The following is a 12,693-nucleotide window of genomic DNA, read 5'->3' on the forward strand; positions in this document are numbered from 1 at the left end:
AAATAACCTCCATATAATTTGGAGGTTATTTTTTTAATATAAAAATGAATAAATATGTGTCATTTATTTAAAAATAAATTAAATTTGTTCAAACAAATATTGCTATGAGGAGATATTTACTAGCTTTTTCTTTTCTTTTATCCACTAATCTTTTATTCTCACAAGTGGAGCAAACACGGAAGGTTCCTAAACCGAATACCGGATTGGCAAAAAAACAAGGTGCTTTTATTGATGTAAATACACCTACATATGCTGAATCAAGTTTTAATATTACTCAGTTGGTTAAGGATGTCTTGATATCTTCCGGAACCAATTCTTGTGTGACACCTCAGGTTTCAAATGTTCAGGTAAGTCCGAATTTACCGGCAAGTAATGAAGACAGAGCATGGGGATATTTTCACAGAGGTACAACCAATTTCCCTTTTAAAGACGGAATTGTGTTAGTAACGGGTAAAGCAAAGAATACAGGAAATAATTATATCGATGTAAACAGCCCACTAAGTGATATAGTAGGAACGGGAAGTGATCCCGATCTGGTAGCAGCAACAAACCCTAGTAAGGCTTTAAAAGATGCTGTAATCCTTGAGTTTGATTTCATTCCGACTTCTACACAAGTGAAATTCAATTATCTTTTTGCTTCTGAAGAGTATACAGGAACATTTCCTTGTAGTTATTCAGATGCATTTGCATTATTACTTAGACCCGTAGCGGGAGGACCTTATCAAAATATGGCTGTTCTTCCGGGAAGCGCAGGTCCTGTAAGTGTAACGAATATCCGTCCGAATGTTCAATTCGATGGAAGTCCTTTGGGGTGTGCTGCTGTAAATGCAACTTATTTTGGAGGGTATAATACCACTAATATTGAAACCAATTTTAATGGTAGAACTGTTCCTTTAACTGCAACTGCTACAGTAGTTGCGGGACAGGCTTATCATTTTAAAATGGTAATTGCGGACGCAGGTGATACGGCCTATGACTCTGCTGTTTTTTTAGAAGGAGGATCATTTAATATTGGAGTTGAATTGTTGGATCCAAGTGGAGCTACGTTACCGGGGGAAATTAATGTTTGTGACAATGTCCCTCAGGTAATTACAGCTTCTGTAAGTGACCCGAACGTTAACTATAAATGGTATTACAATAATGGAACTACTACTACTGTTGTCCAGGGAGCCACAACAAATTCCATTACTGCGATTCAGCCTGGAACTTATACCGTAGAGGTTACCTATCCGGGAAGTCCTTGTCCGGGAACGGCTTCTATTATTATTAATGGAGGAACCACGCCTTCAGCACAAGATGCTACCTTGCTGTTCTGTGCGACTCCGGATGTTCCTAATTTTGACTTAAACTTTGCAAAACCATTAATTAGTAATACACCTGGTGCAATATTTCATTTTTATGTAAACCAGGCGGATGCACTGGCTCAAAATAATAGTTATATCCAGGATCCGTATCACTTTAATGGTACTGATGGACAAATTCTTTATGTAGTGGTTTCAAATGGAGGTTTCTGTAGTAAAATGGTTAAACTAACCCTTGCGAAAGAAACAACTCCTGTAGCAACTTTAACGACTTCGAAATTTAAGATTTGTCCGGGAGATTCAGTAGTTTTAACAGCTACAGGCGGAACGACTTATCATTGGAGTAATTTTTCAGGAACGGGAGCAACTCAGACAGTGACATTGGATCATACAACAACGTTTGAAGTATATGCAGTAGGAGCTAAAGGCTGTACTTCTACATTACCAGCAAAAATTACGGTGGAAGTTGTTCCTGAAATTGTTACGGCTTTAAAGGATGTTGAAACATGTATTGGTGACAGAGTTACTTTAGACGCGGGAACAGGACCTAATTATATTTACTTATGGAGTACAGGAGAGTCTACACAAACTATCAGTGTTGATAAACTGGGAATTTATTCTGTAGTTATTGATAATGGATACTGTAAGAGAACTTTCACTGCAAAAGTATTAGCTGCAGCTTCTCCTTTCATTACAGGTCTGAGCTATGAGAATAATACACTAACGGTAACCGCTAACAATCCTCCGATTAATAATATTCCAACGACTTTAGAATATTCTATTGATGGAATTAATTGGCAGACTTCAAATGTTTTCAGCGGATTAACTAATAATGCTAACTATACAGTCTATGTAAAAACGCAGGGAAGAAGCTGTGAAAACTCAGTAGACTTCTTTACATTACACATTAATAATGTTATTACTCCGAATCAGGATGGTATCAATGATGTTGTTGATCTTACCTCTTTAGGAAATTTTGAAAATTTCACAGGTTCTATTTATGATAGATACGGTGTTGAAGTTTTCAGATTTACAAAACAAAACCCGATTTGGAATGGTACTGTAGGAGGAAAAATATTGCCAACTTCCACATATTGGTATAAGTTCAACTTCCAGTATCCGAAATCAAAAGTACAGATGGGTACTTCGGGTTGGATTATGTTGAAAAACAGAGAATAAATACTTTAATAAAATAATAAAAGCCTTTCAAATTTTGAAAGGCTTTTTTATGAATTCAGAATCTGAAGATTATTGGTTTTCTTTCCAAAGCTGGGTAAAAGAAATAAAATCTGTAACACTTAATTCCTCAGCTCTTTTATCCAAAAACTCGTGAGTCTTTAAAGCTTCCGGGATATTGAGAACTTTCAATGCATTCGATAGTTTTTTTCTTCTCTGATTAAACCCGGCTTTTACAATCTGTTTAAAAAGAATTTCGTTTCCTGCCAATCCTTCCTTTGGATTTCTTGTTAATCTGATTACTCCTGATTTTACTTTGGGAGGTGGATTAAATACATTCTCGTGGACGGTAAACAAATATGAAGTATCATAATAAGCCTGGACCAAAACCGAGAGAATTCCGTAATCTTTCGTTCTCGGAACAGCAGCAGTCCTTTCAGCAACCTCTTTTTGAAACATTCCCACCATTTCCGGAATCAGTTCATAATGATCTATGATCTGAAATAAAATCTGGGATGAAATATTGTAAGGAAAATTCCCGATAATAGCAATCTGTTCTCCGTTGGTAAATTGAAAGTCCTGCTTTAGAAAATCTCCTACAAAAGTTTCTTCGTTTATTTTGGAATAATTGTTTTTTAAATATTCAATCGATTCCTTATCAATTTCTGCAAGGTAAATATGTTGGTCTTTCTCCAAAAGATATTTGGTAAGAACACCCATTCCGGGACCTACTTCCATTACCTTATTATAGTTCTCAAAACTAAGACCTTCTACGATTTTTCTTGCGATGTTTTCATCCGTCAAAAAGTGCTGACCAAGATGCTTTTTTGCTTTTACACTCAATGTTTTTTATGATTTTATTAACAGTGATTTTCTCTTTTTCGTTCCCAAATTTCGGAAGTTTTTTTCTATTTTAGCCAAAAATTTTAATATTAATGGCTAAATCTGTAGATGAGTTTAATAAGAAAAGACTTAGGTCTAGCAATATTACAGTAGTAATAAGTATTGCCTTAGTGTTATTTTTGTTGGGATTAATGGGGCTTATTTTAATTAATGCTCAGAAATATTCTGACTACATCAAGGAACAGCTTGTTGTGAATGCTTATTTTGATCAAAATTATGATGCTAAAGACTCTGTAAAAATTGCAAAATTGGAAGAAGAAACTTTTAAAAAAGTACAGACTTTGGCTCCCGTAAAAAGAGCAACCTATATTTCCAGAGAAAAAGCGGCTCAGGAAGCCAAGAAAAGTATGGGAATTGATAGTGATGCGCTCTTTGAAGAAAACATTTTCCCTTCATCTATAGAAGTTGCTTTAAAACCGGAATATGTAGATCCGGCAAAAATAAATGAAGCCATTAAAATTATAAGTTCAGTTCCGGGAATTGTAGACGTGAAAAACGACAGCAGTCTGATGGTAGACGTTTACAACAACCTGAATAGAATTTTAAAGTGGATTTTAGGTTTTTCACTTTTATTCTTAGTCTTAGCAGTTGTTTTGATTAATAATTCAATTCGTTTGAAGATCTTTTCTAAAAGATTTATCATTAAAACCATGCAACTGGTAGGAGCAAAAAGAAGATTTATTCTAAAACCTTTTATCATAGAAGCCATTATTTTAGGCGCTATTGGTTCGGTAATAGGCCTTTTGGCATTATTCGGGGTTTGGTATTATTTTACAAGTCAAATCGGTTCAGCATTCGTACAGGATACGCAACAATATTTCTGGTTAGTCTTATTAGTGTTGGGAGTAGGTATTTTCATTACCGTTTTGAGTACGGTAGTTGCTACCTGGAGATTCCTGAGAACAAATGTTGACGACTTATATTATTCATAAAATGAGCAATAAAACAAATAAATTTTCCGCAGCGGACTTCGGAAAAGAAACGGAAGCTTCCAAAGAAAATACGTTTTACTTCGGAAAAGAAAACTTTAAATGGATGTTGATCGGTTTAGCATGTATTGTGGTTGGATTCCTTTTGATGATGGGGCCGGATGCAAATACTGTGGATGGAAAATTCGATCCGAATTCCTGGAATGACGATATCTTTTCTATCCGCAGAATCAGAATTGCCCCTCTGTTTGTAATTATTGGTTTTGCCATAGAGGTATACGCGATTTTGAAAAAAAAATAAATGCGTTTCTAAAGAAAATGACATACTAGCTTTGTCAAAGTTCTGAACTTTGACAAAGTTTTTTTTGATAAAACATTATTTTAAATTATGGATTTAATCAAAGCAATTATTATTGCAATTATAGAAGGATTAACAGAATATCTTCCTATTTCTTCAACGGCTCATATGGGGTTTACCGCCAATTTAATGGGATTACCTGAAGATGAGTTTTTAAAAATGTTTCAGGTATCGATTCAGTTTGGAGCTATTTTATCGGTGGTGGTTGCATATTGGAAAAAATTCTTTGATTTAAAAAATCTTACGTTTTATTATAAGCTGGCTTTTGCTGTAGTTCCTGCTTTGGTTCTAGGATATTTATTCGATGATAAAATTGAAGCGGTTTTGGGAAATCAAATCGCCATTTCATCTGTTTTGGTATTAGGTGGAATAGTGTTGCTTTTTGCTGATCAATGGTTTAAAAATCCTAAAATTGATGATGAAAAAGGAATTACGGTAAGAAATGCAATTACCATTGGTTTTTGGCAGTGTTTAGCCATGATGCCGGGAACGAGTAGAAGTGCGGCATCCATTATCGGAGGAATGGCGCAGGGATTAACAAGAAAAGCTGCTGCTGAATTTTCATTCTTTTTAGCAGTTCCTACCATGTTGGCCGTTACAGTGTATTCGGTTTTTGTAAAAACCTGGGGAAAAGAAACGGCAACTCCGCAAAAAGGATATGAAATGATTATGGCTTCACAGGATCATATCACCATTTTTATTGTAGGAAACGTAGTTGCGTTTATTGTGGCTTTAATTGCTATCAAAGCTTTTATTGGAGTTTTAAATAAATACGGCTTTAAACCTTGGGGTTGGTATCGTATTTTCGTTGGAGTAGCTTTGTTGATTTATTTTTATTTCTTTAAATAAAAAGAGTTGAAAAAATATTTTCTAACTTTCATTTTATTCTCTAATCTTATCTTTTCCCAGAATTGGAATAAGAAAATTTTTAATGATGTTATTTTGATTAAAGATGAAAATGTTTTTCAATCCGGGAAATTAATTTTAATTGATATTCCATTGAAAATAAACAGTGGAGAAAGTTTGATTTTTTACAATGCTTCTCATGTTCCTAATAAATTATTTTTTGATGAAAAAATTTTTTTGCCTCAGGTTAAAGAATTTATTTTAATTTCTCCTGATAAAGAATATTATAAAAGCGTAAGAGAATTTGCAAATAGAATAAAAGGCTGCGCAGAACCCATGAAAACGGATAAATTTTATTTTGTAAAAAGAAATGAATCAAAATGGGACAGTATTTCGCTGAATTCTCAAAACTATCCTACAATCAATTTTAAAAATAAAATGACTGTAGGTTCTAAAAATGCTATTGTTTCTTATTATTCAGAATTTTTTGGCTCTGCTTGTTGTCCGAGAGATAAAAAAAGAGATTTTCTGACGGATAATAAGAATAATTACTTCTTTGAGGAACTTATAGATAAGGGAATTATTGTGAAAGAAATGTATTCTTGCAGTTTTGGACATGAAGGAGAGTATGCTTCTTTTTATCCTCTGAAAGAATTGTCTAATGAACAAAAAATGATTTTTATTAAAAAGAGGCGTGACTTTTTTCAGCAGGATCCGGAACGCTACCAAATATTTTTTCCGGAAATTATTGATTATCCTAATCTTAAATTGAGGAGCCTTAATTAATAATTGATTTTAAATAATGTATCTATTACTCATAAAATGACCGCAGAAGACTTACAATCAGGACACATATTTTTATTGGACAAACCTTTGGATTGGACCTCTTTTCAGGCGGTCAATAAAATGAAATATAAGCTCAAAAGAGAGTTTAATCTTCCCAAAAAATTCAAAATTGGGCATGCCGGAACTTTAGATCCGAGAGCAACCGGGCTTTTAATTGTTTGCTGTGGAAAATTCACAAAAAAGATTCCTGAAATTCAGGATGCTCGAAAGGAATACTGGACCGAGATAAAAATCGGAGTACAGACAGAATCTTATGATACTGAAAAACCTGAAATTCTGCATCAGGATTTTTCGCATATTACAGAAGAGCAGATTAAAACCGTTTTAGAAAAATTTATAGGTGAAATTGAACAGAAACCTCCCGTATTTTCAGCGATAAAAATTGACGGACAGAGAGCTTATAACTTGGCGAGAGCAGGAGAAGAAGTTGAAATGAAATCAAGAAAAACAACAATCCTTTATATTAAAGATATTAAAATCGATCTGCCTTTAGTAAGCTTTACGGTAGGCTGCTCAAAGGGAACCTATATCAGAAGTCTTGCTCACGATATTGGACAGGAATTGAGAGTGGGAGCTTATTTAACACAATTAAGAAGAACAAAAATCGGAGACTATACAATAGAGAATGCAACATCCGACTTTTTAGATAACGACTTTAGATTTGATAATTTATGATGAAAAATTTACTTTCACTAGTCACTTTATGTGGTTTTTTATTATCCTTTTCACAAAATACGGAGAATAAAAAACAGAAAATGGATTTTTATTTTAATCCTTCTGTTAATTTAGGATATAATATATTTAAAGAAAAAGAAGTTCCTAATAACACCCAATATATAGTTCCAAAAGCACCTAATAAAATCAGCTACGGAATTACGGCAATTGGTGGTTATAATTTTCTTCCTAACTTTGCATTGGGAATGGGACTTAAATATAGCTTTATACAAGACAACTATCATTTGATGTATGTCATGGTTCAGCCGAAAATTATCTTTACTCCGGGTGATCAGCCGTTCTATATAGATCTTAATTACGGAAAACAGATCAATAATTCAGTAGTTTCAGATTCTGAATTTTGGGGAGCGAGACTAGGAATGCAGGTCTCCTATTCAAAAAGACTCAGTCAGGAAGGCGGGATTATTCTGGAGGGATATAAACTTGGGAATGCTCATAAAAATCCGTTCATTATCGGATTAAGCTACGGAATTACCATTTTCAGCAATAAAAATTATACAGGTTACGGAGACGATTAATGGAAAAAACGCGTATCAATAAATATTTATCAGAAGTCGGATACTGTTCCAGAAGAGCAGCAGATAAGCTTTTGGAAGAAGGAAGAATTACAATAAATGGTAAAATTCCTGAATTGGGAACAAAAGTTTCTGATGAAGATCTTGTAGAAGTTGATGGAAAACCTATCTGTGAGCCACAAGAAAAACCGGTTTATATTGCTTTCAATAAGCCTGTTGGAATTGTCTGTACTACAGATACGAAACGCGAAAAAAACAATATTGTTGATTACATCAATCATCCGAAGAGAATTTTCCCGATCGGAAGGCTGGATAAACCTAGTGAAGGTCTTATTCTGCTGACAAGTGACGGCGATATTGTGAATAAAATCCTTAGAGCGAGGAACAATCATGAAAAAGAATATTTGGTAAGGGTTGATAAACCAATCACGCCAAAATTCCTGGAGAAAATGCGAAATGGAGTTCCTATTTTAGATACTGTAACTAAAAAATGTGAGGTTGAAAAAATAGATGATATGAACTTCAGAATTGTCCTTACACAAGGTCTGAACCGTCAAATCCGTAGAATGTGCGAATTTTTAGGCTATGAAGTGAAAAAGCTTAAAAGAATCCGTATCATGAATATAAAATTAGATCTTCCGATCGGTAAATGGAGAGATCTGACACATGAAGAGCTTGCTGCGCTGAATATGCATCTGGAAGATTCAAGTAAAACTGCTGACTAGAATTATTTGGTATACAGTCTCATTCTTGTTTCATACTCAGGTTTTAGCTTTAAATATTTCCAGATTTTTCTGTCATCGGGATTGCTGATTCTGTAATAAATGATTTTATCTGCAGAATATTTGAAATAGGGATGATTTCTCAGCCATTCTTCAGGAGCTTCTGTTAAGGTATATTTCTGAACATTTGAAGTGTTCAGTTGAGCAGTAGCAAGCAGCTTTTGGGTTAATTCAGGATCAATATTGTAAGTAGTCAGAATTTGCTCTTTATTGACAAATCCACCCAGTTTTTTCCTGAAACCAATCATAGAACCGGCTGCTTTTTCATCAAAACCGAATTCGATAAGCTGTTTGAAAGTGATAGCATTTAAATCCACTTTTGAAAAATCGGTTTTTTCCTGCTGCTTTATTTTGTTCTCATTATTTGGAGCTGAACTTAATCTGATAAAAGGTTTCATTTCTTCAAACTTTTCTGCAGAAATCACAAAACACTTCTGTAGGTCTTCTAAACTTTTAAAACTTCCTTTTAGATTCCGGTCACGATAATTAATAATGGTTTGCGACTGCTTATCAGAAAAACCAAAAGATTTCCATCCTTCAAGATCTAGTGTATTCGGATCAAAAAGATGATATTGAATGTTGGTCTTTTCATATTTGTTGTTTTTAGAATAATGAGTGAAGTTTGCCGGAGTCTTTTCCGGAAGGATTAAATAAGGACTCATTTTTTGGAAATTTTCCTCACTGATGATAAAACATTCTTTAAACTTTTCCTTGCTTACAAAACTGCCTCCCAAATATTTTTTATATTTCAAAATAGCATCTGCCTGTTTTTCGCTGAATCCCATTTGTATCCAGTCATTGGCTGAATAATGATCTGGATTGAATCTTCCTGAGATTGTGACAGTCCTTTTTTCAAAACTTTTGAAATTATTTGATTTTGCTTCTTTATTATTTTCAGGTAATAAAATATAAGTTTCCAGTTCTGAATATTTTTCTGCGGAAACGGCAAAACACTTCTTGAACTGTTCCTTAGAAATAAATCTCCCACCTATCATCTTTTTATAATTCAGAATTGTGGCTATCTGTTTTGAAGAAAAGCCTAAATGCTGCCATTGTTCTTCATTCAGATCATTAGGATCAAAATCTGTTAAACTTAAAACAGGGCTGTTTTCTGAAATGAATTTAATCTCCGGAAAATTTTCACTTTCCGCTTTAGAATAATTCTTAAATGCAAGAAGAATAAGCAGGACAATACCTAATCCTGCTATTTGTGTATAATAGCTTTTTTTCATCATAAAGTAAATTTAATATATAAGCTATATTAAATCTAACAATATGTGAAATAAATTGAGTTTTAGTCTGAATGATTTCCGAAAATCAAACACCTTCAGAATCCTTTTCTGCTAATGAATCTTTAAGTTTTAAAAGTTCTGCTTTTACGAATTCTAAGCGGTCTATTAAGGTAACAGTTTCAGAAATTTTGCTGTTGGTTGTAAGCGCAACACGGGCTCCGTCTAATGTATAGCCTTTTTCTTTTACCAAATGATAAATCATCTGTAAGTTGCTGATATCTTCCGGAGTGAAATATCGGTTTCCCTTTTTGTTCTTTTTGGGTTTTATAATTGGAAATTCCTGCTCCCAATAACGTATTAATGAAGTGTTTACATCAAATGCTTTTGCAACTTCTCCTATTGAATAATACAGCTTATCGGGTAAATTTATCTTCATTTTTTGAATCCTAATTTTCAAAGATAAAAATTTTTAAAAAACACTACAAATATATAAGCTCTGTTTGTGTTTTCAGCGCATAATAAAAGTAAAAATCATTACTGATTTCTGCAGAAAATACTTTTGTTTTCATTATTTTTGATTTAAAAATTACATTGGATTCTATTTCAGTGCTTCATATTGATCTGTTTCAGTCAGGGAAAAGAACCTCTGATTTTTATTTCAGTACACTACAAAATCATCTCATTGTAGGCCATCGTCATCTTGAGAAAGCACACCGTCATGATTTTTATGCTACCATTTTATTTACAAAAGGAACCGGAATTCATGAAATTGATTTTCAAAGATATGATGTTTCTGCAGGGAGCCTGTTTTTTATGTCTCCGGGACAAATCCACAGCTGGGAACTTTCAGAGGATATTGAAGGCTATCTTTTCTTCTGTTTGCAGGATTTTTATGAAATGCATTATGTGAATCAGAAGTTGAGAAACTTTCCTTTTTTCGGATCAGTCAATTTCCCGCGAAAATTACAGCTTAATGAAGCCGAATTAAAAGAAAATCTTAATTTGTTTCTTGAGTTGGAAAGAGAATATCACATCTGGGATATGATGAAAAACGGATATATACTGTCGTTGATGTCGCAGGTTTTTATAAAATCTACGAGGCAGTTTTCCAGAGATTTTGATGATCTCGCTTCTTCGGTAAGTATTTCCTATGTTAAACATTACCAGGATTTTGAAAATTACGTAGAGCAATATTTCAGCAAAGAAAAATCGATTACTTTTTATGCCTCATTAATGAATATTTCTCCAAAACATTTAAACCGTATTGCTCAGACGGTAGTGCAAAAAACAGCAACAGATGTGATCACCGAAAGAACAATTCTTGAAGCTAAAAGAATGCTGATGTATCTGGATGAAAGTCTGGTGGAAGTTGCTTTCAGACTGGGGTATGAAGAGTATTCTTATTTTGTGAGAGTATTCCGAAAAACTTCCGGAATGACTCCCACGCAGTTTATTAAAAAATACAAGGTTTAGAGTTTACATTCCTGATTTATAGTAAAAGCTTGAAAGGTCCTTCGAATATCGTTTCAAAAGAATCTACCATTTCACCTTTTTCATCAAAAACTCCGATGGTCATATTTTGCTTTGAGAATTGAATTTCTTTTTCAGGGAAAGTAATATTGATGTTTCCTTTTAAAATCTGATCTCCTTTTAAAATAATTGTATTAGGTCCAAAGAAATCAATTTCACCGTTTTGAGGAGCAACTACCTTAAGAGTCAATACCTTTTTCTCATTGGTCTTATTTAATAAGGTATAAATAAAAGAATTCGTAATCTTTCCGTTTTTTACAAAGAATGTAGATCCTGCCGGTTTAATGAATTTTGCTTCCATTGTACCTCTGTCATACATTAGAAAACCTAAAAATCCGATCAGTAGGCAGAGAAATGCTGCGGTAGCTTTCATTCTTGATGTGAATTTGAATTTCTCCTGGTTTTCAATTTCTGCTTCCGTGGCATAGCGGATCAAACCTTTTGGAAGTCCAACTTTCTCCATAATCTCATCACAAGCATCAATACAGGCGGTACAGTTCACGCATTCTAGCTGTTGCCCGTTTCTGATATCAATTCCTGTAGGGCAAACCACCACACATTGATGACAATCAATACAATCTCCTTTTCCTACGGCTTTCCGATCTTCATTATTTCTCCATTTTGAACGGTTTTCTCCTCTTTTAAAATCATAATACACATTGATAGTTTGTTTGTCAATTAAAACGCCCTGAAGTCTTCCATACGGACAAACGAGCGTGCAAACCTGTTCGCGGAGCCATGCAAAAGTAAAGTAGAAAGCTATAGCAAATCCGATCATTCCTAAGAATTTCAAAGAATGATCTACAGGACCTTCCGTGATTATTTTAAAAACTTCTTCATAACCTACAATATACATAAACATGACATTGGTAATAATTACCGATATTAAAGCAAAAAGAGTCCATTTTGTAAGTCTTTTCCTGATTTTTTCAGCGTCCCATTCCTGTCGGTCGAGCTTCATCTGTTTGTTTCGGTCTCCTTCTATCCAGTATTCTATTTTCCTGAAAACACTTTCCATAAAAATGGTCTGTGGACAAAGCCAGCCGCAAAAGATTCTTCCAAAAACAACAGTGAATAACATTACGAAGATGACAGAAGTTACAGCACCTAAAGCGAGAATGAAAAAATCCTGAAGATAAAAAGGCTGTCCGAAAATAAAGAATCTCCTGTCTATTACATTGAATAAGAAAATAGGATTGTTATTGACTTTAATAAATGGCAAACCAAAAAATAAAGCGAGTAAAAGGTAGCTTAAATAGTTTCTATAATTCGTATATTTTCCTTTTGGTTTTCTTGGAAATACCCACTTTCTCTTTCCGGATTGGTCCATCGTTCCCACCGAATTTCTGAAGTCTTCATAATCTGTTTCTATCGGCTGAAAGTTATCGGATTGTATATTCATCGTATTGGAAATTGTATTATATCATGTACAGAAAGCATTATTGCTTTTAGTAAATACTCATTTTTAAAATTTTTAAATTGAGCTCTTTCATTCTTTCTGCTTCTGCAAATCTCTCAATTAAATAGTTTTACTACTAAT

General features: G+C 33.8%; 13 protein-coding genes. 9 read left to right on the forward strand and 4 right to left on the reverse strand.

Going from position 1 to position 12,693, the window contains the following annotated elements; genetic code table 11:
- Positions 1-104: 104 nt before the first annotated feature.
- The gene (locus CLV73_RS00390) at positions 105-2,480 is read left to right on the forward strand and encodes a choice-of-anchor L domain-containing protein (protein ID WP_100374930.1); all 2,376 of its coding nucleotides are present in this window, start codon (positions 105-107) and stop codon (positions 2,478-2,480) included.
- Positions 2,481-2,549: 69 nt separating this feature from the next.
- On the opposite strand, the gene rsmA is transcribed toward CLV73_RS00390, so the two are convergent.
- Positions 2,550-3,320 carry a 16S rRNA (adenine(1518)-N(6)/adenine(1519)-N(6))-dimethyltransferase RsmA gene (gene rsmA / locus CLV73_RS00395; protein WP_100374931.1) on the reverse strand — a complete coding sequence of 257 codons (771 nt, stop codon included), beginning with the start codon at positions 3,318-3,320 and terminating at the stop codon, positions 2,550-2,552.
- A gap of 92 nt (positions 3,321-3,412) precedes the next feature.
- Here rsmA and CLV73_RS00400 point away from each other — a divergent pair, with 92 nt between their 5' ends.
- The 7 genes from CLV73_RS00400 to rluF all read left to right on the forward strand — a co-directional run bounded on the left by CLV73_RS00400 (position 3,413) and on the right by rluF (position 8,334).
- Positions 3,413-4,312 (forward strand): cell division protein FtsX, encoded by a 900-nt coding sequence (locus tag CLV73_RS00400; protein WP_100374932.1) that lies wholly within the window; start codon positions 3,413-3,415, stop codon positions 4,310-4,312.
- Between the two features lies 1 nt (position 4,313).
- Positions 4,314-4,610 carry a DUF3098 domain-containing protein gene (locus CLV73_RS00405; RefSeq protein WP_100374933.1) on the forward strand — a complete coding sequence of 99 codons (297 nt, stop codon included), beginning with the start codon at positions 4,314-4,316 and terminating at the stop codon, positions 4,608-4,610.
- Between the two features lie 87 nt (positions 4,611-4,697).
- Entirely contained in the window at positions 4,698-5,516 is an 819-nt protein-coding gene (locus tag CLV73_RS00410; protein WP_100374934.1) for an undecaprenyl-diphosphate phosphatase, read from the forward strand.
- A gap of 6 nt (positions 5,517-5,522) precedes the next feature.
- Positions 5,523-6,299, forward strand: coding sequence for a hypothetical protein (locus CLV73_RS00415; RefSeq protein ID WP_100374935.1), 777 nt, complete (start codon positions 5,523-5,525; stop codon positions 6,297-6,299).
- Positions 6,300-6,335: 36 nt separating this feature from the next.
- On the forward strand, positions 6,336-7,034 hold the full coding sequence (gene truB, locus CLV73_RS00420; protein ID WP_100374936.1) for a tRNA pseudouridine(55) synthase TruB: 699 nt from the start codon (positions 6,336-6,338) through the stop codon (positions 7,032-7,034).
- An 80-nt stretch (positions 7,035-7,114) separates the two neighbouring features.
- Positions 7,115-7,612, forward strand: a complete 498-nt coding sequence (locus CLV73_RS00425; RefSeq protein ID WP_157798690.1) for a hypothetical protein — start codon at positions 7,115-7,117, stop codon at positions 7,610-7,612.
- Positions 7,612-8,334, forward strand: a complete 723-nt coding sequence (gene rluF, locus CLV73_RS00430; protein ID WP_100374938.1) for a 23S rRNA pseudouridine(2604) synthase RluF — start codon at positions 7,612-7,614, stop codon at positions 8,332-8,334. The genes CLV73_RS00425 and rluF overlap by 1 nt, the downstream gene beginning before the upstream one ends.
- 2 nt (positions 8,335-8,336) lie before the next feature.
- Here the strand turns inward: rluF and CLV73_RS00435 are convergent, their stop codons facing one another.
- Positions 8,337-9,626 (reverse strand): helix-hairpin-helix domain-containing protein, encoded by a 1,290-nt coding sequence (locus CLV73_RS00435; protein WP_228424133.1) that lies wholly within the window; start codon positions 9,624-9,626, stop codon positions 8,337-8,339.
- 82 nt (positions 9,627-9,708) lie between these two features.
- Positions 9,709-10,059 carry a MerR family transcriptional regulator gene (locus CLV73_RS00440; protein ID WP_100374939.1) on the reverse strand — a complete coding sequence of 117 codons (351 nt, stop codon included), beginning with the start codon at positions 10,057-10,059 and terminating at the stop codon, positions 9,709-9,711.
- Positions 10,060-10,214: 155 nt separating this feature from the next.
- Here CLV73_RS00440 and CLV73_RS00445 point away from each other — a divergent pair, with 155 nt between their 5' ends.
- Positions 10,215-11,096 (forward strand): AraC family transcriptional regulator, encoded by an 882-nt coding sequence (locus CLV73_RS00445; protein WP_100374940.1) that lies wholly within the window; start codon positions 10,215-10,217, stop codon positions 11,094-11,096.
- A gap of 16 nt (positions 11,097-11,112) precedes the next feature.
- Here CLV73_RS00445 and ccoG read toward each other — a convergent pair whose 3' ends face one another.
- Complete coding sequence (gene ccoG / locus CLV73_RS00450; RefSeq protein WP_100374941.1) at positions 11,113-12,555, reverse strand: cytochrome c oxidase accessory protein CcoG; 1,443 nt, start codon at positions 12,553-12,555, stop codon at positions 11,113-11,115.
- Positions 12,556-12,693 lie beyond the last annotated feature (138 nt).

The organism is Chryseobacterium geocarposphaerae, assembly GCF_002797535.1.
In the GTDB taxonomy this organism is placed as follows: domain Bacteria; phylum Bacteroidota; class Bacteroidia; order Flavobacteriales; family Weeksellaceae; genus Chryseobacterium; species Chryseobacterium geocarposphaerae.